At 62.6% G+C, this 23862-nt stretch carries 24 protein-coding genes, 1 tRNA gene and 1 pseudogene; 7 read left to right on the top strand and 19 right to left on the bottom strand.

Features of this window, described 5'->3' with window-relative positions:
- Nucleotides 1–24: 24 nt before the first annotated feature.
- The 7 genes from GGR04_RS20395 to GGR04_RS20365 all read right to left on the bottom strand — a co-directional run bounded on the left by GGR04_RS20395 (nt 25) and on the right by GGR04_RS20365 (nt 6439).
- On the bottom strand, nt 25–729 hold the full coding sequence (locus GGR04_RS20395) for an ABC transporter ATP-binding protein (protein ID WP_183201966.1): 705 nt from the start codon (nt 727–729) through the stop codon (nt 25–27).
- On the bottom strand, nt 726–1484 hold the full coding sequence (locus tag GGR04_RS20390) for an ABC transporter ATP-binding protein (protein WP_183201964.1): 759 nt from the start codon (nt 1482–1484) through the stop codon (nt 726–728). Before GGR04_RS20390 ends, GGR04_RS20395 begins: the two co-directional genes overlap by 4 nt.
- Nucleotides 1481–2368: a branched-chain amino acid ABC transporter permease gene (locus tag GGR04_RS20385; RefSeq protein WP_183201963.1), complete on the bottom strand. Its 888-nt coding sequence runs from the start codon at nt 2366–2368 to the stop codon at nt 1481–1483. Before GGR04_RS20385 ends, GGR04_RS20390 begins: the two co-directional genes overlap by 4 nt.
- Nucleotides 2368–3234, bottom strand: coding sequence for a branched-chain amino acid ABC transporter permease (locus tag GGR04_RS20380; protein WP_183201961.1), 867 nt, complete (start codon nt 3232–3234; stop codon nt 2368–2370). Before GGR04_RS20380 ends, GGR04_RS20385 begins: the two co-directional genes overlap by 1 nt.
- Nucleotides 3235–3331: 97 nt before the next feature.
- On the bottom strand, nt 3332–4555 hold the full coding sequence (locus tag GGR04_RS20375; RefSeq protein ID WP_183201959.1) for an ABC transporter substrate-binding protein: 1224 nt from the start codon (nt 4553–4555) through the stop codon (nt 3332–3334).
- A 49-nt stretch (nt 4556–4604) separates the two neighbouring features.
- On the bottom strand, nt 4605–5840 hold the full coding sequence (locus tag GGR04_RS20370) for a metal-dependent hydrolase family protein (RefSeq protein ID WP_183201957.1): 1236 nt from the start codon (nt 5838–5840) through the stop codon (nt 4605–4607).
- On the bottom strand, nt 5837–6439 hold the full coding sequence (locus tag GGR04_RS20365; protein WP_183201955.1) for a TetR/AcrR family transcriptional regulator: 603 nt from the start codon (nt 6437–6439) through the stop codon (nt 5837–5839). Before GGR04_RS20365 ends, GGR04_RS20370 begins: the two co-directional genes overlap by 4 nt.
- Before the next feature lie 646 nt (nt 6440–7085).
- Here GGR04_RS20365 and GGR04_RS20360 point away from each other — a divergent pair.
- Entirely contained in the window at nt 7086–7766 is a 681-nt protein-coding gene (locus GGR04_RS20360; RefSeq protein ID WP_183201953.1) for a UPF0149 family protein, read from the top strand.
- Nucleotides 7767–8322: 556 nt separating this feature from the next.
- Here GGR04_RS20360 and GGR04_RS20355 read toward each other — a convergent pair.
- Entirely contained in the window at nt 8323–8676 is a 354-nt protein-coding gene (locus tag GGR04_RS20355) for a stability/partitioning determinant (RefSeq protein WP_183201952.1), read from the bottom strand.
- Nucleotides 8676–9362 (bottom strand): ParA family protein, encoded by a 687-nt coding sequence (locus GGR04_RS20350; protein WP_183201951.1) that lies wholly within the window; start codon nt 9360–9362, stop codon nt 8676–8678. Before GGR04_RS20350 ends, GGR04_RS20355 begins: the two co-directional genes overlap by 1 nt.
- Nucleotides 9363–10104: 742 nt before the next feature.
- Here GGR04_RS20350 and GGR04_RS20340 point away from each other — a divergent pair.
- On the top strand, nt 10105–10908 hold the full coding sequence (locus GGR04_RS20340; protein WP_312857498.1) for a helix-turn-helix domain-containing protein: 804 nt from the start codon (nt 10105–10107) through the stop codon (nt 10906–10908).
- Between the two features lie 156 nt (nt 10909–11064).
- Here the strand turns inward: GGR04_RS20340 and GGR04_RS20335 are convergent, their stop codons facing one another.
- The 6 genes from GGR04_RS20335 to GGR04_RS20310 form a co-directional block, all read right to left on the bottom strand.
- Nucleotides 11065–11391, bottom strand: coding sequence for a DUF1294 domain-containing protein (locus GGR04_RS20335; RefSeq protein WP_183201947.1), 327 nt, complete (start codon nt 11389–11391; stop codon nt 11065–11067).
- A 91-nt stretch (nt 11392–11482) separates the two neighbouring features.
- Nucleotides 11483–11956, bottom strand: a complete 474-nt coding sequence (locus GGR04_RS20330) for a hypothetical protein (protein ID WP_246393468.1) — start codon at nt 11954–11956, stop codon at nt 11483–11485.
- A gap of 206 nt (nt 11957–12162) precedes the next feature.
- Nucleotides 12163–12258, bottom strand: a tRNA-OTHER gene (locus tag GGR04_RS20325).
- A gap of 103 nt (nt 12259–12361) precedes the next feature.
- Nucleotides 12362–13573: an MFS transporter gene (locus GGR04_RS20320; RefSeq protein WP_183201945.1), complete on the bottom strand. Its 1212-nt coding sequence runs from the start codon at nt 13571–13573 to the stop codon at nt 12362–12364.
- Nucleotides 13570–14421 carry a hypothetical protein gene (locus GGR04_RS20315; protein ID WP_183201943.1) on the bottom strand — a complete coding sequence of 284 codons (852 nt, stop codon included), beginning with the start codon at nt 14419–14421 and terminating at the stop codon, nt 13570–13572. The genes GGR04_RS20320 and GGR04_RS20315 overlap by 4 nt, the downstream gene beginning before the upstream one ends.
- 253 nt (nt 14422–14674) lie before the next feature.
- Complete coding sequence (locus tag GGR04_RS20310) at nt 14675–15190, bottom strand: MarR family winged helix-turn-helix transcriptional regulator (protein WP_183201941.1); 516 nt, start codon at nt 15188–15190, stop codon at nt 14675–14677.
- Nucleotides 15191–15366: 176 nt separating this feature from the next.
- Between GGR04_RS20310 and GGR04_RS24630 the strand changes: the two are divergent.
- Nucleotides 15367–15525 (top strand): annotated as a pseudogene (locus GGR04_RS24630) (GNAT family N-acetyltransferase); the annotation flags it as partial.
- Nucleotides 15526–15561: 36 nt separating this feature from the next.
- Here the strand turns inward: GGR04_RS24630 and GGR04_RS24625 are convergent.
- The 3 genes from GGR04_RS24625 to GGR04_RS24480 are packed head-to-tail and all read right to left on the bottom strand — an operon-like array spanning nt 15562 to nt 17935.
- On the bottom strand, nt 15562–15819 hold the full coding sequence (locus GGR04_RS24625; RefSeq protein WP_183201939.1) for a helix-turn-helix domain-containing protein: 258 nt from the start codon (nt 15817–15819) through the stop codon (nt 15562–15564).
- 38 nt (nt 15820–15857) lie between these two features.
- Nucleotides 15858–17528, bottom strand: a complete 1671-nt coding sequence (locus GGR04_RS20295; RefSeq protein WP_183201937.1) for a type IV secretory system conjugative DNA transfer family protein — start codon at nt 17526–17528, stop codon at nt 15858–15860.
- Between the two features lie 11 nt (nt 17529–17539).
- The gene (locus tag GGR04_RS24480; protein WP_312857497.1) at nt 17540–17935 is read right to left on the bottom strand and encodes a mobilization protein; all 396 of its coding nucleotides are present in this window, start codon (nt 17933–17935) and stop codon (nt 17540–17542) included.
- Between the two features lie 393 nt (nt 17936–18328).
- Here GGR04_RS24480 and traA point away from each other — a divergent pair, with 393 nt between their 5' ends.
- The 4 genes from traA to GGR04_RS20270 all read left to right on the top strand — a co-directional run bounded on the left by traA (nt 18329) and on the right by GGR04_RS20270 (nt 22845).
- Nucleotides 18329–21274, top strand: a complete 2946-nt coding sequence (gene traA, locus GGR04_RS20285) for a Ti-type conjugative transfer relaxase TraA (RefSeq protein ID WP_183201935.1) — start codon at nt 18329–18331, stop codon at nt 21272–21274.
- Nucleotides 21275–21396: 122 nt separating this feature from the next.
- On the top strand, nt 21397–21963 hold the full coding sequence (locus GGR04_RS20280; RefSeq protein WP_183201933.1) for a hypothetical protein: 567 nt from the start codon (nt 21397–21399) through the stop codon (nt 21961–21963).
- 224 nt (nt 21964–22187) lie between these two features.
- Entirely contained in the window at nt 22188–22451 is a 264-nt protein-coding gene (locus GGR04_RS20275; protein ID WP_246393466.1) for a DUF4160 domain-containing protein, read from the top strand.
- A complete protein-coding gene (locus GGR04_RS20270) occupies nt 22441–22845 on the top strand; it encodes a DUF2442 domain-containing protein (protein WP_210291902.1) in 405 nt (134 codons plus the stop codon). Before GGR04_RS20275 ends, GGR04_RS20270 begins: the two co-directional genes overlap by 11 nt.
- 15 nt (nt 22846–22860) lie before the next feature.
- Here the strand turns inward: GGR04_RS20270 and GGR04_RS20265 are convergent, their stop codons facing one another.
- Nucleotides 22861–23298: a hypothetical protein gene (locus GGR04_RS20265; RefSeq protein ID WP_183201932.1), complete on the bottom strand. Its 438-nt coding sequence runs from the start codon at nt 23296–23298 to the stop codon at nt 22861–22863.
- Between the last annotated feature and the right edge of the window lie 564 nt (nt 23299–23862).

Here is a 23862-nt window from a genome sequence, read left to right as displayed (position 1 = left end):
TGAAGCGGAACCGTCGTGAAGGCCTTAATGGGCCTGACCGAGATAGAGGCTGGCGGCGCGCTCGTCGTCGAGAAGCGCACGGGCCGGTCCCTTCAACGCCACCCTGCCGATGTCGAGGATGTAGCCGACATCCGAGATCGCCAGAGCTTGTCGAGCGCGCTGCTCGATGAGAAGCACCGCCGTGCCCTCCCTGGCCAGCCCGGCGATGCGCCGGAAGCTGTCCTCGACGAGGGCGGGCGACAGCGCCGCCGTCGGCTCGTCGAGGACGACGAGCCGCGGGCGCGTCATCAGCGCGCGGGCGAAGGCGAGCTGCTGGCGCTCGCCGCCCGACAGGCTTCCCGCCCGCGCCTTGCGACGCTCGGCCAGCGCTGGGAACAGAGCGAAGAGTTCCGCAATCCGGGCCTTCCGATCCCGGACGCCCTCCACCACCTCGAGGTTCTCGGTGACGGTCAGCGGCGCGAAGACGTTGGCGACCTGCGGCACGTAGCCGACGCCGAGACTTGCGCGCTTCTCGGCGGGAATCGAGGCGAGAACGGCGCCCTCCAGAAGAATACGCCCGCCGACGCGTGGCAGCAGGCCGACCACGGCCTTGGCCAAGGTCGACTTTCCGGCGCCGTTGGTGCCGGCGATGGTGACGACCTGTCCGGCATCGACGGCGACGTCGATGCCGTTGAGGATGTCGACCTCGGAATAGCCCCCCGTGAGGGCCTCGATCGCGAGCAGGCTCATGACAGACCTCCGAGATAGGCTTCGCGCACGAGCGGATCGGCGAGCACCTTGGCCGGCGGGCCGCTGGCGATGAGCCGCCCGCGGTCCATCACGTGCAGCGTGGTGACGAGGCGCGAGAGGGCGCCGAGATCGTGTTCGATGACGAGGAAGCCGATGCCTTGCGCGTTGAGCTCGCGAACCCGCTCCGAAATCTCCTCGATCAGCACCGGATTGACCCCGGCGAAGGGCTCGTCGAGAAGGATGGTGCGCGCGCCCGTCATCAGGGCCCGGCCGAGTTCCACCAGCTTCTTCTGGCCGCCCGAGAGCTGGCCCGCCGAAACCTCGGCGACGCGCGCGAGGTTCAGGAAACCGAGAAGCCCGTCGACCTTCTCGCGCAGCGCGGCCTCCTCGCGCCGGACGCGGCCGGGGGCGAGGAACAGCGAACTGAGCGTCTCGCCGGCTTGGGCCGGCGCAGCGGCCATCAGGTTCTCGCGCACGCTGAGATGGGAGAACTCGCGCGGCACCTGGAAGGTGCGCACCAGCCCGCGCCGCGCCCGTTCGCTGGCCGACACGCGGTGCAGCGGCCGACCGTCGAACGAGACCTCGCCGGCATCGGCGTCGAGGAAGCCGGTGACGATCGAGAACAGCGTGGACTTGCCGGCGCCGTTGGGTCCGATCAGCCCCACGAGATCGCCGGCTGGCACGCTGAAGGTGACGTCGTCGGTGACGCGCACGGCACCGTAGGATTTGACGAGATGGCGGACGTCGAGACTCATCGCTTGGTGAAGTCTCCCATGAGGCCCTGCGGGCGGTAGAGGGTGAAGAGGACGAGGGCGAAGCCCACCGCGAAGATGCGGATCTCGGCCATCGCCGCGCCGGAGACGAAGGGCAGGACGTCCGGCAGGAAGCGGGAGCCTTCGAGGAGCAGCATGAGCACGAGCGTGCCGATCACCGCGCCGGAGATCTTGCCGGCGCCGCCGAGGATCATCGCCATCCAGATCTGGAAGGTGACGAGGGGGATGAACTGGTCGGGCGTGACGTAGCCGACGTAATGGGCATAGAAGCTGCCGCCGAGCGCCGAGAGGGCCGCGCCGACCATCAGCACCTGCGTCTTGAAGCGGGCGGGATCCTTGCCGAGGGCGCTCACCGCCTCCTCGTTGTCTCGGATCGCGCCGATGATGCGGCCGAAGGGCGAGCGCACGATGCGGCGCATGGCCAGCACCACCGCGAGATTGACCAGAAGCAGCGTGCCGAGCACGAGCAGCGGCTGGGCGGTGCGCGCCTCGGCGAAGGCGAAGAGGCGGGGAATGCCGGGAATGCCCTGCACGCCGGCCGTCAGCTCCCCCTCGCTGATGATCGCCACGCGCACCACCTCCGAGAAGCCGAGCGTGGCGATGGCGAAATAGTCGTCGCGGAGCCGCAGTGCGATGAGCCCGATCGGCCAGGCGGCGGCGACCGAAATTAGCATGCCCGCCGCGAAGCCCAGCAGGATGGGATAGCCCATCGTCGAGAGAATGGCGGAGGCATAGGCGCCGATGGCGAAGAAGCCGACGAGGCCGAAATTGGTGAGGCCGGTGAGCCCGTACTGAAGGTTGAGGCCGAGCGTCAACAGGGCGTAGATCGCGACGAAGATCGCGACGGCGAGGACATAGGCTTCCATCAGCGGGCTCCATCCTGGCGGCCGAACAGGCCGCGAGGTCTCACGAGAAGAACGAGCATGAGGACGGCGAAGGCGACCGCGATCTTGTAGGTGAAGCCGACGAACGGGGTGGCGAGCTCCTGCACCACGCCGAGCAGCACGCCCGCCACCACGGCGCCGAGCGGATGGCCGATGCCGCCGAGAACGGCCGCGGCGAAGGACGGCAGCAGCATGTTCCAGCCCATGTCGGGCGTCACCACCGTCTTCATGCCGAGAATGAGGCCGGCCATCGCCGACACGGCGCCGGCGAGCGCCCAGAGGGCGAGCATGACGCGCACGGGATCGATGCCGGAGACACGCGCGAGCGAGGGGTCGGCCGAGACGGCGCGCATGCGCCGGCCTATCGACGTCTTCTCGAGGATGAGGAAGACCGCGACGAGCGTGACGATCGTGACACCGGCGAGCTTCAGATCTGTCGGCTGGATCCGCATGTCGAAGAGCATCATCGGGCGCGTCAAAGGCATCCGGAACACCTGCGGCTGCTGCCCGTAGACGAGGCCGAGGCCGGCGCGGACCATGAAGCCGACGCCGATCGAGGCGAGCAGCGACATCACCGGGCGGCGGTCGGCGAGCTTGCGGAAGACGAGGAGGTAGAGCGCGACGTTGAGGAGAATGCCGGCGAGAAGCGCGCCGGCGCCCCCGAGGACCATCGAACCGGTCGCCCCCGCCGCGGCGAGCGCCGCATAGGCGCTGAGCGACATGACGTCGCCCGTCGCTGCGTTGGGAAAGCGGGCGACACCGAAGACGAGCGTGACGGCGAGCGCGCCGAGCCCGATCACCAGGCCGGACATCAGCCCGGACAGGAGCAGATCGAAGAAGCTGGTCATGGATCCCGCAGACAGGATGGAGGAGGCCGGAACGGCGGCGAGGGCGGACGCGTGCCGGCCGTCTGGCGACGGGCCGACACGCGCTTCGGGGGCGTCGTCAGATCTGGACGACGTACCGGCGCTGGAAGGCGTCGCCCTCGAAGAAGAAGGCGCCGAAATCCGGCGTCACGTCACCGAACGCGTCGAGATCGAGGACGGAGGAGGCGCCGTCGTAGTTGATCGACTTGCCGGCCTTCAGCGCGTCGCGGCCGGCCGCGAACGAGGTCACGACCTCGCCGTCCGGTCCTGAGACTTCGACGATCTTGGCATTGATCGCGGCGTTGTCGGCACCGGGGCCGGCGGCCTCGATGGCGAGTGCGAGCAGCACCGTCATGTCGTAGGTCATCGCCGCGTAGTTGTTGGCCGTGCCGGGCTCGCCCATCTCCTTGCGATAGAGCGCGTCGAAGGCGGCGAAGGCGGGCGAGCTTTCGTTGGCGACACTCTCGACCGTGATGACGTTGGCCATGACCTCGGGACCGAGCGTGGCGACCGTGTCGACGTTGAAGGCCCAGCGGGGAATGATGAACTTGTTCGTCGCGCCGCTCTGGAACCACTCGCGCAGGATGATCGCGGTGTCGGCAACGTAGGAGCCCATGACGATGACGTCCGGCTCGCCGTCGAGCACGCTCTGCAGTTCGGAGCGGTAGCTCGGCTGGTTCGGCTCGTAGACGACGACCTTCTCGACCGTGCCCCCGTCCGCCTTCCAGGCCTTGGCGAAGCCCTCGGTGTTGCCGATGCCGGAGGCGTTGTTGAAGGCCATCGTCGCCGGCTTCTTGAAGCCCTCGCGCTTGGCGATCTCGGCAAAGGCGCGGCCGAAGCGGTCGTTGGTCGCCTGGAACCGGTAGGAAAGATGCTTGGCGTTGGCCGGAGCCACCGAGAGCGCCGGGGCGCCCGAGGTGTTCATCAGAATGGCGCCGGCATCGTTGCACAGCGGAATCACCGCCAGCGAGACGCCCGACGACCAGGTGCCGAGGATCGCCTGAACCTCGTTGACCTCGAGGAGCTTCTTGGCAGCCAGCACCGCGGCCTGCGGCTGGGTCTGCGTGTCGTCCTGGAACACCGTGAGGGTGCGGCCGGCTGCGCCGCCGGCAGCGTTGATCTCGGCGGCGGCGGCCACGATCATCTTCTGCATGCCGGTGCCGAAGGTCGAGCCGGCCCCGGTGATCGGGCAAAGCGCCCCGATCCGGTACTCGGCGCCCTGTGCGAGCGCGGTCCGCGGCATCGCCGCCGCGAGCGTTCCGGCGGCCATCATCTGCAGGGCCTGACGTCTGTCGAGCTTCATGTCTGTCACCTTGTTCGGGAGGGATGAGAAGCGGCCGGCGCCGCGAGAATCAGAAGCGCTCGGACTGCTTGACGACCGCGCCGTCCTTGATGATGAGCGGCATGTGGCGGCCTTGGCCGGTCAGCAGCGAGAGGTCGGCCAACGGATCGCCGTCGACCACCACGAGATCGGCGAAGGCGCCGGGCGCGAGCGTGCCGACGAGACCCTCCATGCCGACGATCCGGGCGGCATCGCCGAGCGCCGAGCGGATCACGTCCATCGCCGGCAGGCGTTCGCCGCGCAGCACGAACTCGTCGGACTGGAAGGCATGCATCTCGCCCAGGAGATCGGAGCCGTAGCCCATCGTCACCCCCGCCTCGTGCAGGATGGTGAGCGCGTCCAGCCCGGCGCCCCGCACGTCCTCGATCTTGGCGACGGACTCGGGCGGCAGGCCGAGCCCGGCGCCGTCCTTGGCCAGACGATGGAAGGTGACGTTGGTCGGCACCACGAAGGCGCCCTTCTCTTTGATCAGCGCGGCCGTCTGCGCCGTCACGAGATTGCCGTGCTCGATCGACACGACGCCGCATTCGAGAGCTCGGCGGATCGCCTCGTCGGTGTAGAGATGCGCCGCGACATAGGTCTGCGCGTTGCCGGCCTCCTCCACCGCGGCCAGGATCTCGTCGCGCGAGAAGCCGAGGAAGGCGATCGGATCGGTCGGCGAGGAGACGCCGCCATTGGCCATCAGCTTGATGAACTGTGCGCCGGCCTTGATCTCCTCGCGGCAGGCCCGGCGCACCTCGTCGACGCCGTCGCAGACCCGGCCGAGCGTGCCCAGCCTGTCCTTGTAGTAGGCGACCGAGCGCGAATGGTTGCGGCCGCGATAGTCGGTGTGCCCGCCGGTCTGCGACAGCGCCTTGCCGCAGATCACGAGCCGCGGCCCCGCAATCGCGCCCTCCTCCACCGCTTGAACGAGGCCGTGGTCGGCGCCGCCGAGGTCGCGCACCGTGGTGAAGCCGCGCATCAGCATGGCGTTCATGATGCCGGCGGCGCGCAGCGCGACCAGCGAGTTGGGCAGTTCGGCGTTGGCGCCGAGATCGGGCGTCGAGGCGATGACGTGGACGTGGCAGTCGACGAGGCCGGGCATCAGCGTCCGGCCACCGAGATCGACGACCGTGGCGGTGCCGGAGGCGAGCGCCGAGCCGACCTCGCGCACGTAATGGCCCTCGACGAGGACATCGACGGCGTCGGAGGGGCGGTCCTGCGTTCCGTCGACGATGCGGGCGTTCTTCAGAAGAATGGCGGTCACGGGAAATCTTGTCCTGCGGTCTGGGAAGTGGGCTTTGCGGAGACGGGCGGCATGCCCTGATGCAGCAGCGTGCGAAGGCTCGCCTTCCAGAAGGCGAGAATCTCGCGGAAGTAGTCGGCGTCGTCGCGCACGATGGTCTGCTGCACCATGCCCCGAATAAGGCACATCGTGGCGTTCAGCATCACGCGGGCGCGGTCGGGACCGATGCCCTCCGGCTGGGCCAAGGTCGACCAGACCTCGTCAAGTGCGAGATGGAACTCCCTGACCACCGGGATCATTCGGGCTTTGAAGCCGGGGTTATGGCGCAGTTCCGGCAAATACTCGAGCGTCGTGTAGTAAAGGCCATCGGTCATCAGGTTCCACAGGTAGTCGACCACGAGATCAGAGGGATTGAGCCGATCGATCGAATCTTCGACGAAGGACTTCATCTCGACGATGACCAGCCGGAGTTGGAACTCCAGCGCCGAAGCGATCAGCTCCTCCTTCGACGTAAAATGATGCGTCAGCGCTCCTCGCGAGACCCCGGCTTCAAGCGAGATGTCCGGCGTCGTCAGTCGCGAGAACCCATGCCGCAGCAGAAGACGAATGGTCGCTTCCATGAGGAGGCGACGAGTGTCGGCACTTTTCTGATCTTGGGTTCGTTGCACGATCATTCTCCGATAAAAGAGAGAATGAACCCCTTATCAAAACATGCAAGCCTGTTTGTTTTGCTCCGGTGATCAAATTCCATTCACAGTCGGATTACGCCTGCAGCGCAGCATCTGATCGCCTTCATCTAGTGGATTAGGTAGAAGCCGCTATCAATTTGAACGGAGAACCTATTGAAGCCTGCCTCACTTGGGACCGCCGCCGGGGCCGTTGATCGCGGTGTTCGAAGGACGCAAAGTTCTGACCACCGACAAGCACGGCTTCGGCACCATCGTCATCGCGCTAAGCGGCGCTAAGGTCGTGGAGCCAACATGACGAGGTGAATCTCACGACTATCAGTTGCGATGCCGGGCCGCGTTGTCGCGCACTACCGCTCGACGTATTGGACCACGGCGCGTGCAGGAGGACTTTCATCCCTTCGAAGCCGATGGGTTTTCGCCCGACACTCTCGTTAACAATGCCTAAGACATACTCGGCTATCGGCGGCGCATGCAAGCATGCGTCTGTCGGCTAAGAGCATACGCGATGTCCTTGCCCGGATCCACGATCATCCGGCTCGCTGGATCGACGAACTCCTGCCCTGGAACGCCAGACCCGATGTCCCGACTTCCCCCGCGCCTGCGCAAGCTTGACCGCCTGCTTCTCAACCTACCCGACGACGACGGACCAATGCTCGTCAGCGAACTCGACGGCTACCTCGCCGGTCTCCTCGTTTGTCCCGACCTCGTCGTCCCGAGCCAGTGGCTGCCGCAGGTCTGGAGCCGTGACGATGACGAGGAAAGCCAACCCGTGTTAGATGACATGGGCCACGCCCAGGCGACAATCGGCGCAGTGATGGAGCACTACAATGTCGTCGCCAAGGGCCTCGCCGTCGCCAAGCCGACCTACACGCCGGTCCTCGACGAAGATCCGCGGTCCGACGAGGTCCTGTGGGAACTGTGGGCCGATGGCTTCGGCCGCGCTGTCGACTTGAAGCCGTCGAGCTGGTCCGCGATCGATGCCAGCGGAGACGAAGAGGCCCGCGTCGCCCTCGCCGGGCTTCTCCAACTCGTCGCCATCGCCCGCGACGAGGGCACCCTGCCGAAGGAAGCCGTCCACGCCTTCGACGACACCGCGCCCGATCTTATCCCGCGCTGGGTCCTCGCCCTCAACGCATGGCACCTCGCCAACGCCACCGGCGTCCACGCCCCGATCTCAAGCTTCGGCAAGGTCGGCCGCAACGACCCATGCCCCTGCAGTTCAGGCAAAAAGTACAAGAAATGCTGCGTCCTCAACTGAGCCCAGCGCTCACCGGACAGTTACCTTGATCCGCCCAGACCGCAGCAACCCAAGGCGATAGGTCGTATCGCTCCTCCAGATCGCTTTCGATCACGGACGGTGTGCCGACAGATCGCCCATTCACGTATGCGACCACTGCGGAAGGAATGCTCGCCGAGATGAGGTTCTCAGCTACCCGTTCTCGAATGTAACGGACCGGTTCCCTTGCTTCGCCACCAGGCATTCCAGATACGATGGGCAACCGCATCGCAGTGCTCCGCAGTTTCGCGAAGGTCGGCAATCTGCATCATCCCGCCCAATCGGCATCTCCACGGTGCGTCAGACCGACGTCATCAGATAGTGGCTGCTTGTCTTAAGTCTCACCCCAAAGCTTACAGGCAGGAATCTACCCAGAATGCAGAATATCAGCTCTGCCGAACCGGAATGGCTCACAGAATGCAGGACATCCATCCCAATCGTCAGTAGTGGCTTCGATAGTTCGTTCAAGAGTATTCTGCCACCAATGGCAAACAGGCTCGACGAACGCGAATACGGTATCTGGTAGCTATCAGATATCCTATTTGGATGCTGATTTATGCTGTTGGATAAGCAGCTCCGTTGCCTTTTCAAACGTCTCGCCAATCCCCCACCCTTTTAAGTCAGCGACCGCGACGAAGGCGTCGATGACCTCTTGTTTCGTCTTAATGTTGAATTGGACGTTTCGACCCGTTCGTCGACGGCGCTGCATTTTTGGCGTTTGAGCGGTCTCTTCATGAGGTTCACGGCTACGAAAACCAGCCGCTTCAGCCGCCTTCCTTGTGTCAGCAGCTTTGAGCTTATCGCTTGGGGCCTTCGGGTTTGTCCAAGTTAAAGGATCGAAACTGTCCAACTCATCGCCAAAACCTAGAGGGGCACGTTCCTTCATGGTCATTATGCAGCCGCTTTCGCAGCAACCGCCGCCTTTAGTCGGGCAATGATCTCACCGGAGAACTCACGAGCGTTCTGCATTGCCTTATCAAGATTGCTTGTCAGCGCAGGATCAAGCGTACTCAGTGTTCCGCCGTAGTCGAACAGGTCACGAAAAGCTGCGCGTTCAACGATAGCCGTCTTGAATATATCTATACCGCCAGCCTGAAGCTGTTGCGAAACATTTTTAAGAGCTCGCGACGTGATCGCAGCACTGGTCCGTGTCAGAACGACCGCATGCGTGATTTTGCGACGAGACATTTTCTCTTGGTTTCTTATCAGCTTAATGGTTTTGGCGCCCCCTCGCGCGTCCATTGATGAGCCTTGGATAGGTATGACGACGAGATCAGCCATGCCAATCGCGTTTGAGACCATCAGACTCGCCGTACCTTCGAGGTCCACGATGACGAACTGCGCCGTTAATTCGGCAGCCTCAATCAGGTCGACCACCGTGTCCTCGCTAACGTCGGAGATGATCGTGACGGTTTCAGGCTTGCCTGGAAGCTTTCCCCATTGAGAAATCCATCGCTCCGGGTCTGCGTCGATCACAGTTACCTGCGCTCCTTTTGAGGCGAGTTCGGTCGCAAGCAGCAGCGCTGAAGTGGTTTTCCCTGCCCCCCCTTTGGGGTTTGCAAATGCGATGACAGGCATCGTCGCCTCCTCGGAATGGTCACAAAACAAAAAGCATATAGACGATAACTGATAGCTACCAGCTAAAATTGACGTGTTGGATGGCTACACGTCGCACGCAGAGATTGGATATCCGATAGCTACCATATAAAAATCTTGGTAGCTACCAGATAGCATAAGTGGTCGATATGAATGCTGAGGCTTGCCCGTAGCTTTGCAATGAAGCCCAACATGGGATGGCGTTGCCTCCCTGAGTCACCTAGTCTCGCACCTAGGTGCATCCCGAGTGAGTCGTGTCATGCCTGAATTACGAAGCCGAGCCCAGGACAATGCCCGCATTCGTGCGCGTCGGCGCGCCGAGGGGCTGACACCGATTGAAGCGGTCCTTCATCAGGATGAGATCGCAGCTCTCGACAAGGTGAAACGCGAATGTGGGTTCGCTTCCCGGTCTGAGGTCATACGGGCGATCATCGCCCGGATAGACCTTGCTACTTTTGCACCTGCAGACGCCGCAGCGCTTCCTCAGCGCGCCGTCTGATGTGGGCACCGCTTAATCACCAGGAGACGCGATAACGCAAAGAAAAAGGCCCCGAAGCGGGAGCCGCCTGGAGCCTGTTTCAAAGGTACGTCGCTGTCCTTTGATTTAGCCTTCTCCGTCCTCATCGTCAAATGAAAACGCGGCTTCCCGCCACGGCCTTGCTTTGCCTCGCGCAAGGAAGGGACCATGACGGACGAACGATCCCGCACGCCTCGACGCGTGCCCGTGCCGACGCGCGCCCTGGAAACAGGCGCGGACGCCGGAACGGACCTCTTTGCCCTCGTGCAGGGCGTGTCCGAGGCTCCGCACCCGGACTTTGCGGCGCGCGCCGAGATCTGGCGCGAGCAACGCGCCGGGCTGATTTCGGTCGCCGAGGCGCAGCGCCGCTCGGCCGCGATCGGCGCCGTGCCGGCGAAGCCGTCATCCGGTGTAGCTCTGCAGGGCAGAGCGGGTGCGCCGCGGCCTCCCATCGCCCGGCCGCGCCATGAGCGCTCCTCGCCGAACGACAGCCGCCAGTATGCGCAAGCCATGGCGACCACGGCGGCGCGCGACGACCGCCTGACGCCGAACGCCAAGGCCTTCCTCCAGGTGCTCAGGGCGCGCTGCGGCAAGGGCCGCGTCACGAGCATCACCAAGGGCACCGCCGGCAACATCATGGCGCGCTCGACGCGCACCATCCGGCGTTACCTCGTCGACCTCGTGCGCTTCGGCTATGTCGAGCTGGAGATCCTGCGCTCAGGCCGCGGCATGCATCTCGGTCTCACCGTGAAGCTCACAGCCCTCGTCGCGCCGTTCTACGAGGAGGCGAGGGGGCTCGCCCGCTGGCTGGCCGAGACGCCGAAGGCGGAGTTTCGGCCGTTCGAGGCGGTCTTTGATCCCTTGAGACAAGGGGTGACACTTCTGTCATCCAAAAACCAAACCCAAATCATCTCTTCCTCCGCTGCGCTCGGATTTGCGGTCACAGGCCGCTTCGCGCCCCGTGGAGGGCTTTCGAGTAGGATAGGGGCAAGGATCGTGCCAACAATCTGACGCCGCTCAGCGGCCCTCCAGCGCGATCCTCGTCAACTTCGCCATCGGCTCGCACCCCATGATCGCCTTCGCTTGCCCGCTCTTCCCGGCCGTTCCCTTGTCGATCGGCGGTGGCTGGGACCGTGACGCTCTCACCCCAAGCGGACGCCATGGGTCTCACAAGGTGAGACGCCGCCACAGCGCCTCGGGCGAACCGGCCACGATCAGCGCGACCGTCAGTGCGATGAGCACCACGATCTGGAGCAGGAGGATGCCGATGAGCCTCGATCGGAACGGCTCCTTGCGCGTCTTGTGACGGATGGTCTGCTGGGCAATGACAGTTCCGATACTGCCGCCCAGAAAAGCCAGCCTGAGAAGCGTCGCCTCGGGAATGCGCCGGACACGGTTTTCCGCTTTGGCCTTGTCCATCACCATCGCGGCGTAGGCGACGAGGTTGATCGCAAGACCATAGACGAGGACCCCGATCATCGCCTGCTTCGACATCCGGTCCTTCTCCGTTCACTGGCTTCAGGATGACGGGGGACCGTTAAATGTCCGCGAAAGGCGGAACGCGGCGTTTCATGGGTGGGCGCTCTCACCCGTTTGGAGGGCTATCCTGCGGTGCCTCGGGCGCTCTCGTCCCCATGCCCCAGCTGCGAAGCGGCCAATGGCCATCGTCGCGACGGTCCTCCACTGTGAAGTGGAACTCCTTGAGCCGCTCGGCATCGAGGAAGGGTAGCATATCGGAGAACTGGACCCGCGTGACGTCGAGGGTCAGGTGCAGCGCCGGCAGCGCTCCGTTCGACGAGAGGGTGCCCGCATCCGGCCTGTCGGGTTTCAGCGGGTTGGGGACGAAAATCGCAAGGATACCGGGCCAGGCGAAGCTGCTCCCCGGTCCCGTGAGGCGCACGGGCATGATGGCATAGGTGAACTCGATGGACTGGCGAGGCGGTCCCGGCTGGAGCTCCTGCCCAAAATTGACGCTTGCCGCGCCCACGCTCTCGCCCTTCCACGAACCCGGCAGGATCGCTGGCAACAGCGGAGATCGTGAGGTACGCGTCTTGGCCATCCGTGGTCTTCAAGGTGCTGGTCTTTGGCCCACAGCCGAACACGCCTTCCATCTCGCCGTAGAAAACTGGAAAGCAGCACCGGGCGATATGAGCGTCGGGTCCGCCTTCTTGGAGACCAATCCTCGGATGTCTGGAAATGTACGCTATGCGTTTCAACTCGTTAGAAAGGGGAGTGAAATTCGATCAGCGTAGGATTTCAGAAAAGGGGAGGCGACGGGATTCGAACCCGTGAGATGCCGAGGCATCGGAGCCTACTCCGGAAGGAGCGAGCCGCCCGCAATCGACCGCTCTGCCACGCCTCGAGAAATCTCTGCGCCAATCCGGCGGTCGTCGCAAGCCAGGACACGCATTCGTCGGATCGTGAGCCCCCGACCAGCGGGTGAATTAGAATTATCAGTTCCGTTCTATAGCGGAGCAGCGCTCTGCGGAGGCTCGCAAAAGCGCTTTCGGCGTGAGAGAGTGAGAGTCAAACTGTACGCAACCATCAGACCGACGATCACGATAATGGGTCCATGACCATTTCCATGACTCAAGGTAGCGCCAGAAACAACCGGCCCAATGACACCGCCTAGCGTGTAGCTTGACGCGATCATTGCCATGCCCGTGCCGGACAACTCCGGTCGAAGCGTCGAACCTGCCTCGATCACCGCGAGGGTATTCAGTCCTCCGACGCACCCCCCCCATACAAAGAGGATAACAGCGATTGCCCACGGCAGGTTAATCAGGGTGATGATGGATGTCCCACCTATAATAATCAGGGCCACACATAAAAGCTGCGCAGCTCGAAAACTCCAGCGATCGGCGATCCAACCGAGTGGAGCTTGGAGTATGGTGCCGCCAAGACCAAATATGCTAAGTAGAGTAAGAGCGTTGGTTTCAGGATATTCGAAATTCAAGAGATAAAGAGGCATCAGGGATACCATAGACGTTTCAACGTATCCGGCAGCAAGCGCCGCAAGCAATGCCAGCGGTAGGATCCAAAATACCTGCTTAATTTGTCCAGAAATTCCACTGGCCTCATCAATGTCGCCTTCAGGCACGATGGAGCCTCGAAAAAAGCAAACTATCGACGCGATAAGGATGGCGCTATAAATCGCTACAGCTGCTGTCTCGTTGCCATTGCTCAGCATGGTTATGAAGGGACCGACCGCCAAACCCAGTCCCATCAAAGTCTCATGGATGCCGATCGCACGGCCGCGAGCCTTCTCGTGAACCGACTGAACGATCCAGGTGTCACAAACGACCCATCGAACGGTCAATCCAGCGCCCATCATGATGGCGGACAGACCTGAAACGATCGCGGAATTGGGAATCAAGAGAAGAAGCACAGCCACGACAGAAAGAGCTGATCCCAGTTGTGCAGCCAGTCGAACGCCAAACCGCGTCATCAGCTTTGGTACGAAGGGTGCCAGAAGCAGAACAACCAACCATTGCGATGCGAGAATGGCTCCGATGACCCACGAAGGGTAGCCAAAGCGTGACAATGCTAAGGCAAGTAGAGTTGGGAAACCCGCAATTTGGACTATCTGTGCTAACAGCGAACCCAAGTTAATGAAAACGATCCCAAAACTATCATCTTGCTTTTCGGAGATCCTGTCTGTTTTAGACCAAATCATAGCCGCAGCCCCTGCTCGTACTGCAACGATGATGAGAAGCCAAAAGGTGTGATAGTTTCCACCGATTGGTTCTCAATGTAACCTGTTTCAAAAAATTGTTCCCAAGCAGTGACGATGCGGGGTGCATATAGAAGCGGCATATGGTGAGCATACTGTTGTTTATGGTTCTCGGCGAAAGCAGGATCCTGATGGTTGGCGTTCCAAACGCTGTCATCATCTGATAATGAGACAGGGCATTTTTGAATATTTGTGATCGATATATAATTGCGGATTGTTGCACGAGCGAATATTTGCCACTGCTTAGATGCATATGCGAAAACCTCCCGGCGATCATCTGCACCAAGGTTCGAAACCTCTGATTTTTTCAAGCGCAGGGCAATGTCTCGGGTGAACATCGCAAACGCGTAGATATCGGAACTGAAATTGATGCAAGAAACTGGCGCTCCCATCATGGGATCATAAAGCGGATCGCTCTCATCCAGTGATCGGGGCACGAAGGCAACCGCGTCAAAGTCGTCGAAGCTGCGACTGACGCCTGTTACCGGGCAGTCGAGTTCAACCGTTTTGCCAAGACGGCCGCCATTTGCGAGGGCTTCGGGCGGCAAATCAGAGATCTCACGCATGAGTTCGGCACATTGCCGGAATTGGTCACTCGCTGATGCCTCGTGGCCGAGGGATACCTGTTCGGAGATCACGAAGAGGCCGGCAACTGTTTCGCGCCGTTGCAGCGCCAGTACGAAACGTTCGTAGGCTTCAGTCATGGATCGGGGATCATGGATTTCAGCGATGAAGTAGCGTCCCGAGGAAAACTCTCTTTTTCCCGGAACGCAGGGGATGTCCTTGCGCATCCAGGTCTTGAGGATATCCGCGTTGGAAGGAATTTGAATGTCGGCTTTGGAGGAGAATGGGCACGGCATTTCAAACCTCATTCGACCGAGTGCTGGATGAGGCAAAGCGCCCCTGCTCAGTCGCTAAAAGCCTGAGATCGAAATTTGTTTGACTCACACAAAGAAAATTCTGACGGCCTTTTGGGCTCTGTTCCTTGACAATGGCCTGCCCTATTTTGCAGCGGCTTACAAAACCGGAAAAGCAGAATTTGGGTCAGTCGTCAGCAACGAATGATTTTTTGTGTTCTTCTACTGGGCAATCCGGGTCGCACGCGCCTTCGTCGCACATTCTACAAAAACGGTAGCAGTATTTTTGATCAACCAATAAATTCTTTATCATTCTCTCTAGTATCGGCGAAGCATTCTTAAGCTCGTATTCGCTGATACCATGCAAGCATCTCTTTATCACTCGTTCTCTCGCCGCTAACGCGAGTGACCGTAATCGTTGCCCTTCGATAGTCAGCTCAAGAACGACGACTCTCTGGTCCAATCCGGATCTACGAACGACAAGACCATCATTTGCCAATCGGTCGATCAGACGGGCAACTCCACTAGGCGTGATCGCTAGTGCTTGCGCGACCTCACCAGCTGAAAGCCCTCCATTGGGACCAAGCATGATGATAGCTGCGGCAGTTTCCCCCGATGCTCCCACGACCTCGTTCACAGCCTTCTTGATCTCGTCACTCAAAACGAGAGAAAGCGCTCCAACGATGTTCGTTTCTCGGTCCATAAGTCCCTTCGGGCGTCGCGGTGCTCGTTGCGACGACACCATCCTAATGCAGGCCAATGCACGAAAATTATGGTGCCAACTAGGATCTCGAGAAAACATAATTCCGGCTTATCATACATGCCGGTTGAGAGGCGTAGCGAGACGCCGGCACCCCACTGCTTGATGGGACCCAAGCTTTGTATCTCCTGTGTGAAACGGAGATCGTCGGGACGGCTTTTTGCTCTTGGGATGGCCCGCATGCCTGTCTCTGGGTGATGTATGTAATACCCGCTCATCGGCAAACGGGTGCGGGGTTTGTGCTCCTGCAAGCGGTCCGTGACGCTGCAATCGAGCGCTCTATTGAGTTCCGCGCGCTGCATTCGAGCGTCCATCTAATGAACGGTCGAGGACACCTCTGCGTCGTACACCGCATCAACTCGGAACAGATCGGTCACGGACACGCCCAGAACGTCGGCCGCGCGTCGCAGAACCCGTACCGGGATGGGGCGAGTTCCATTTTCGTAGGCTTCTGCGTCGGCGCAGCTCACGCCGATGCGTTGTGCGAACGTCGCGAGAGGGATGTCTCGTGCCTGGCGAAGGCGCCGAAGGCATCGACCGAGATCGTGATCCAGGCGCTCAGGTGCTCGCATGGTCGCCCCTCTGGTGGATCTCCCTTGTGGCGGCGGTCCTAGTTGAAATCCGACGCATCGTGCAGCCCCTTGAACCGTCGATGGGTCCAGTACTGGACTTTCCGGACGAAGAAGGGCCGGACGCCCTTGAGCTTGAGGAAGATGGTGTTCGGCCCGAGGTGCATGACCTCTTCCGGGGTGAGGAGCTTGCCGCCGATCGAGCGCGATCGATCGGCGGTCTCCGCTCGCGTGGTATCGCCGGAGAGGTTGGAGACGTAGCGGGCGGTCAGCTCGTCGTTGGTGTTGAAGGTCTGGAAGACGCCGGCATTGGCGACGAAGGTGTGGGCGCCCTTGCCGTACAGCTCTTCGAGCTGGCCCCAGTTCTGGAGGAAGGCCCAGAGCTGAAGGCCATAGCCGGCCATGAGGCCGAAGGCGGTCTTGATGGCGGGCATGTCGCCCACGGAGGCGAACTCGTCGAGCAGGAACAGGACGGGAGCCTTGGGCTTCACGCGCGTCCGCTCGATGTCCTGAAGCGCGCGAGTGACGAGCAGGCGCACCCATCGCCCGTGCGAGGCCAGGCGCGACTGCGGCAGGACGATGAAGACGGAGGCGATCCCGGTCTTCAGGTCGCCGAACTCGAAGGACGAGGTCTTGAGGGAGGCGCGCAGCTGGGGGCTGTCGAGGAAGCTCGTCTGCTCCTGCGCGGTGGAGAGGATGGCGGCGGCCTCGCGGTCGTTCTTGGAGCGAAACACGTTGGCCGCAGCGGCAATGGCGCCATCGGCCTCCGTCATCTCGGCCATGATCTCCAGAAGCCCGGCGAACTTCTCCCTGGGATAGGTGAGGTAGTCGCGCAGCGTCACGAGGTTGCGTCGGTCCGGTATCTCGACGGCGGCCACCAGCATGATGAGACCGCGCAGCAGCGATCGGGCGCCGTCGTCGAAGTGCTGGTCGCGGGACTGAGGCGGCGTGACGACGAGGGCCGCCGCCAGCGTCGCGGCGTCGTCCACGAAGTCGGGATTGGCTGCATCCAGACCGGCCAACGGATTGAAGGACGCGTTGGCCTGACCGCTGACGTTAAAGGGGTCGAGGACGTGAACGTGTCCGAAGGTTTTGCGATGGCGCGCTGTGACCTGGACGTTCTCCCCCTTGGGGTCGATGACGATGACGCTGCGCTCGGCATGGAGCAGGTTCGGGATGATGACCGAGGCGCCCTTGCCCGATCGCGTCGGTGCGAGGGTCAGGAGGTGTTCGGGACCGTCGTAATGGAAGAAGCCGCGCTTGGCTGACGCGCCGACGAGAAGAGCGGTTCGCGATCCCCGCAGGAAGCGCTTCTGTTCGGCCTTGGTGGCGAAGCGTCCCGAGCCGTGTGAGGTCGACATCGGCGGCCGGGAGAAGGCGGTGATGATGTTGAAGCCGACGAACCAAAGAAACCCGGCGATCAGGAAGGGCGGGATGGCAAGCGCGATCCAGGCACCCTGACCGAACGCCCAGTACCGGTAGATCGGTATGAGCGGAATCTGGTACCGGCCTTCGACGATCGGCGCGATCCAGCCGAGAAAGTCATAGAGCCAGCGTCGATAGGGCTCGTTCAGCGCCTCCTGCATCTCGCGGCTTCGCCCGGACAGATAGACGAGGGCATACAGCGGAAGCAGAAAGTAGCTGAGCGTCGCGCCGATCATCGTCGGCTCGGTGCGCTTCTCCCAAAAGGTTTTCTCGGTCGTGTCCGACATGGATACGGCTTTCAGTTCGAGTGAGAACCGTGTCCGTCGTCGCTGCCGCTGCTTCCTTCCCGGCCATTTTCGTCGGAAGCCGATGGCGTTTCCGGATCGGATGACGCCGGTGCGGAACCGCCCGACCCATCTCCAGACGTGTTCACTGTGCGCGTGATGAATTCCGGAAACAGGTTCCTGTCCTCTTCGCGCGTCAGGAAGCCCGGCAGCTCGCCCTTCAGCCAGCTAGCCAGTCGCTGTCTGAATTCCGCGTCACGGTTCCCTTCCAGCTGCTGAAGCACGAGCGCGCCAAGAAGCACCTTGCGTCTCGTGTCCTTCGCCCGATCATGTTTCGTCAGCCTTGCTTTCAACGCCCGCTTACGCGCTTCCAGTTGTGCAATCCGCTCCTCGATCGACAGCTTCGCCAAGACTCACACCCCCTTTTTGAGAAACCCCTCCATCCTCCTTTACCCAACCGCTTTCGTTTCACAACACCGTTCTATCCTTTCAAATATCTCCTCAAATCTCATTCAAACTCCAGCCATCTTCCATCATGTCACCATTCCATATTCTCATCACTCCTCACCACCATCAGTTCCATATCCTTCTCCTCCCGCATCTCCCTTCCATCCCATCTTCCTCATACCCCTCAAACTCCATCCCAACCGTTCAAATTCAAACGCTGCAGATCGCAACAATCATTCGTCAGAATGTTGTAAGAGCGCACTTACGGCTTGCGGGACAAGCCGGTCTGCGGCACGTTGCCGACGATTGGGAAGTCGCTCGCGCCGCTTCCGCCGTTCCGTGGAGCCGCTTGACCATTGGCGATCTATCACTGCTCGATGAAGCCGATCTCGCGTTCCTCCGGACGTAGTGCCGTCGCAGCGGCAGCGTATCGATCCGGCGAGCGGCTGGTGAACGCATCAGATGGACGGGTTCACGACTTCCGATCCAAATCCGGCATCGAACATGCGGAGATCGTGTTGCCCGCTGGTGTCGATGCTGCATGGGCACTTGACCGGTCCGTGTTGTGGAATGCGGTGGAGCGATCGGAGAAGCGGGTGGACGCCCGAGTCGCCCGCGAGTTCGAGGTCGCGCTTCCGCACGAGCTAACACCGGAACAGCGGATCGATCTGGCGCGATCGTTCTCGCAGGATCTCGCGGACCGCTACGGCGCGGCGGTCGATTTCGCTATCCATTCGCCTTCGGGCGAAACCGACATTCGTAATCATCATGCGCACATCCTGATGACGACGAGGGAGGTCACGTCTTCCGGGCTCGGCGACAAGACACAGTTCGAGTGGCGCAATGCGCGGCTTCTGGCGGAAGGGTTGCCGACCTCGCACATGCAGCTTCGTGATCTGCGACAGGCGTGGGAGCACCACGCCAACGAGCATCTGGCCCGAGCTGGTCACCATGAGCGGATCGATCACCGCTCGCACGAAGCGCGCGGTCTGGAGATTGCGCCGACGCAGCACATGGGCGTGCATGCGACCGAGATGCAGCGGCGCGGCATGGACGTGTCGCGGGTTCGTCTCGAAGAGGACGCGGCCCGGCAGAACGTTCAGTCGATCCGTGAGAAGCCGGAGCAGGTTCTCGATCTCGTGACCGGCGAGAAGAGCGTGTTCGATCGGCATGACGTGGCGCGTGCGTTGCATCGTGCGATCGACGATCCCCAGGAGTTCCAGAACGCCTTTGCGCAGGTGATGGCGAGCGGTGAGCTGGTGGAGCTTCGCTGCGAGGCGCAGGACCGACACGGGCACGCCACCGAACTGGCACGCTATTCGACGCGTGAAATGATCGAGCTGGAAGCCGGCATGGTCGATCGCGCTGTTCGCATGGCGGAGAGCGGCGGGCACGGCGTCGAGGGGCGGCATGTCGAGCGCTCGTTCGCAGCGCGGACCTGGTTGGCCGAGGAGCAGCGAGAGGCGGTTCGTCATGTCACCGGCGAAGAGCGATGCGCGGCGGTGGTCGGGCTGGCGGGGGCGGGCAAGTCGACGATGCTGACGAGCGCGCGAGAGGCGTGGGAGGCACAGGGCTACCGCGTCCATGGCGCTGCGCTCGCTGGTAAGGCGGCGGAGGGGCTGGAGGAGAGTTCGGGGATTGCATCGCGTACGCTCGCCTCGTGGGAATATGGCTGGGCGAACGGACGTGGGCAGTTGAGCAAAGGCGATGTGTTCGTGATCGACGAGGCGGGCATGGTCTCGTCGCGCCAGCTCGCCCGCTTCATCGAGGAGACGGACCGCGCCGGGGCGAAGCTCGTGCTCGTCGGCGATCCGCAGCAGCTGCAGCCGATCCAGGCGGGCGCGGCCTTCCGGGCCGTCACCGAGCATATCGGCTTTGCCGAGCTGGAGGAGGTCCGCCGGCAGCGCGAAGGATGGCAGCGCGAGGCGAGCCATGACTTCGCGCGTTTGCGCGTCAGCGAGGGGCTGTCGGCCTATGAGGGGCATGGCGCCATCCGGTTCGAGGAAACACGCGAGGCGGCACGCGGCGCGATCGTCGCCGCGGTCATGCGGGACCACGACGCGAAGCCGGAGGCCTCGCAGCTCGTGCTGACCCATCGGCGCGCTGACGTGCGCGAGCTGAACGAGACGATCCGGGACGAGCGCCGAGAGCGCGGCGAGCTGGAGAATGAGCGCGCCTACCGGACGAACGACGGCGAGCGGGTCTTCGCGATCGGCGACCGGTTCCTGTTTCTGGAGAACGACCGGGATCTCGGGGTGAAGAACGGCATGCTGGGAACCGTCGGCGCGATCAGGGACGGCGAGATCGTCGTCCGGCTGGACGGGGCGCAGGGGCCGGGACAGGAGGCGCAGGATAAGGGGCGCGTCGTGACCGTGCCGGTCGCCGAGTACGACAAGTTCGACCACGGCTACGCGACGACGATCCACAAGAGCCAGGGGGCGACCGTGGACCGGTCCTACGTGCTGGCGTCGGGCGGCATGGACAGTCATCTCGCCTATGTCGCAATGACCCGTCACCGTGACGGCGTGCAGCTCCATGTCGGCCGCGACGACTTCGCCGACATGAAGGCACTCGTGACCGGGCTCAGCCACGCCAACACCAAGGAAACGACGCTGGACTACGCGACGCGTCGCGGGATCGAGGTCGAGGGGCGGCGCATGGAAAGCGCGGAGCGGCTGTTTGGGGGCGAGGGGCAGGCCATTCGCGTGCCGGACGCGGCCGAGCGGGAAGGCCCGAAGGAAAGCCACACGGCTCGCCTCGTGCGGGAGATGCGCGAAGACCGGGAAGCGGCTCGTGAGCCACCGCTGCCTGTTCCTACCAGCGAGCGCGTGTCGGTTGCCGATCGCATCGCCGCCCTCGAGGCGCGGGCACAGGAGCGGGTCGCCGCCGAGCGCACGGCGGGTGAGCGAGCGATGCCGGCGCCAGAGCGCGCGGAGGTGACAGGGCGGGATCAGGCGATGGGACGCGCGCAGGAAAGCGAAGGCGAGCGGCCGACCCTTGCCCAGCGTCTCGATGCGCTGAGAACGCGCGATGTAGGGCCCACCGAGGGGCGTAATGACGACAGGCCGAAGCTCAGCGTTACCGAGCGCATCGAGGCGCTTAGTGAGCGCGTGGAAGGCCCCAGGGAGCGCGAACCGTCACAGGAGCGGGAGACCGGCGCGGAGCCCGTTCGCAAGCGATCGATCGAAGAGCGCCTGGCGGAGTTGCAGGCTCGCCAGATCACGCCGGAAGAGCGGGAACGCAGTCGCGAGCAGGAGCGCGAGCGCGACAGGGATCGGGATCGCGGCGGGTACGAGCGGTAGCCGCTGATCGGCACGAGAGCAGTTCCGCCACGGCCGTCAGGTCCTGCGTACCGCACAATCCGTACGCTTGGCATATCGTGGATCTGCAACCTACGATGTCCCGTGTTCCAACGGAGGATGGCATGAACGAGGAACAGGGTCCGGGCTGGCAGCGCTGGGTGTCGAGCCGGCATCGGGCGAGCCGCGATCCGGCGACGGGCGAATGGCAGATCGAAAGCTGGCGCCTGCATGAGCGGTCGAACAGCGGGCCGATCACGGTACGCGCCTATGTGGAGGCTCTGCCGGAACGCATTTATCAGGATGGCCTGGAAGCGATCGCGGGTTCGCGTGGCAGCGACATGGCGGTGTTCGAGCTGGAGGACGCGGGAGAGGTGCATGTGTTCGCCATGCGATGCGTCCTGCTCGCCGGGCTGCCGGAAATTCTTGCCCTGCCCCTGACGCCGCGTGCCGAGCGTCAGGCGATCCGGGACGCGTTCCCCCTCTTTCGCGAAATCATGGATGCTCCGCGCTTCAGCTGGAACACGCCCGCCTATCGCATGGCCTGTCGGAACCTTGGTATCGATCCGGACGACGGACGTCCCGAATACCGACGGGAAGACGGTGCGCTGGTAGAGGCTCTTGAGAACTGGATCATCGATCCCGCCAGGTCGTGTGGCGAGGATCAGTTCTATGCCGGCCAGGTTCTGTAGCTAATCCGCACGGATCGGCAGCCGAGCCCCACGCTTCACGACCAAGTCCGCAGCCGACTGCCGCTCTACCGGCAGATCAACCTGCCGTTCCTCACGGAGATCGAGCGGCGGGTCGCCGCCTGAGCTGACGACGGGGGCGGCTGCGATCCGGGCCGCTCCTCCCTTCGCTATGGAGGGCTCCGGTCGGGGTGGCCCTTACGCTCACCACTCGTTGAAAACCCATCATGATGGGTTTATATGATCGCATGGTTACAGTGCTGCGTTCTCTCGGGCTATCAGTCCGGATCTACAAGGACGATCATCCGCCGGCTCATGTTCACGTCGTGGGCGACGGCATGGCGAAGATCGATCTTCTGGGGCCGGAAGGGCGTCCGATGATTGTCTGGACACGCGGCATGAACCGGGCCGAAGTCCGCCGGGCCTATGGGATCGTGGTCGAGAACCAGACGGTGCTGCTGGAGCGATGGAGGGAGATCCATGGTGTATGAACTCTCGGATGCCGAAATCGATGCCGCTCGTGAGCGTGGGGAAAAGCTCAGAACTGCGGCCCCTGAGGCAACAGCGGCCCGTTTCGATCCCAGCTCAGGTCGGCTCGTGATCGACTTTGCAAACGGTGCCACGTTCATGCTGCCGGCGCGTACGTTGCAGGATCTGGAGAACGCCACGGACGACGAACTGGCGAGCGTCGAGATCGAGCATGGCTATGCGCTCCGGTGGGACCGGTTGGACGTCGACTTCACCATTCCCGGCCTGATGGGGGGTGTGTTCGGAACGGCAGCGTACATCGCGGGGAAGGCAGGCCGGACGCGCTCGGTGGCAAAGGCCGCTGCCGCTCGTGAGAATGGCCGAAAGGGTGGTCGTCCCCGCAAGGCGACGTCGTGAGCCGTACAGATTGGCCTACCGGTACAAACCGTCGAACAGATCACCGATCGCGCGCCGCATGAGATAGGTGACACGCCGCCGTGTCAGATGGTGGGGCCGGTCGTGGATCATGTGGCAGCGTTGGCAGAGGGCTGCCAGATTGGAAGCCGCGTTGTCGGCGATATCGTGGTTCAGGTGGGCACAGGCGAGGCGAACGAGCGTCCAGCGGTGCCCGAAGGCTTCCGGAAGATCCGCCGGTGCCGGCAAATTGGTTCGAAGACGCCGTCCCTTACCGTCGCGCCACGTTACAAGGTCGGTGTCGAACCAGCGGCCGTCGCCGAGGACGCAGACGAGCTGGGCATGGGGACGTCCGCAATGCTCGCACGAGCCCTTGGCACGCCGGAACCGGATCGAGTGGGACAACTCTCGCCAATCGATGGGATAGAAGCCGCGTAGCTCCCGCTTGATCGGCATGGAAGCCTAGCTCTCTCTCCGCGTTGGACGCCGCGATGAGTCCTCCTGCGCCCGGCTTTTGCTTGATAATGCGATAGGGCGATCGTCGCGCGCTCGTGCGGGGGTCGGTGCGAGGCTTTGCGAATGTTGGCCAAGGTTCAGGTCCTTCAGAACCGTCACTGCGCTGGCTTCGATCTTCTCCCGCCGTCGCACAGGCAAAGCCGCGATCCGATCGAGCGAAGACCGAAAAGCCGATTTCTTCATTTCGTTCGCTCCTCGATCGTTCATTCCTTAGCTTCGCTACCGTCCTTGCCTTGCTACCGTGACACAGAGAATGACCGGCAACCCAGTCGCTCCATGGCCTAGCGGCGAGGTTTCAAGAGATACCGAGATGACGATCAGACCCAAGAATGCCTTCTATATCAAGCTCGGGCGAGGCGGAGGATGGGAGTCCGAGTGTTTCCAGAATGGCACCCTTCGTTTTGGATACTGGAGCGCACCCCGTTTTGACCGGACAGGTGGCATAGCCGATAAGGCATAGGCATCCGCCTATGAGTACGACTATGTCGAAAGCTCCTGATGGCC

This window comes from Aureimonas pseudogalii (assembly GCF_014196835.1).
GTDB lineage: Bacteria > Pseudomonadota > Alphaproteobacteria > Rhizobiales > Rhizobiaceae > Aureimonas > Aureimonas pseudogalii.
This window is presented reverse-complemented; position numbering and strand designations above follow the sequence as displayed.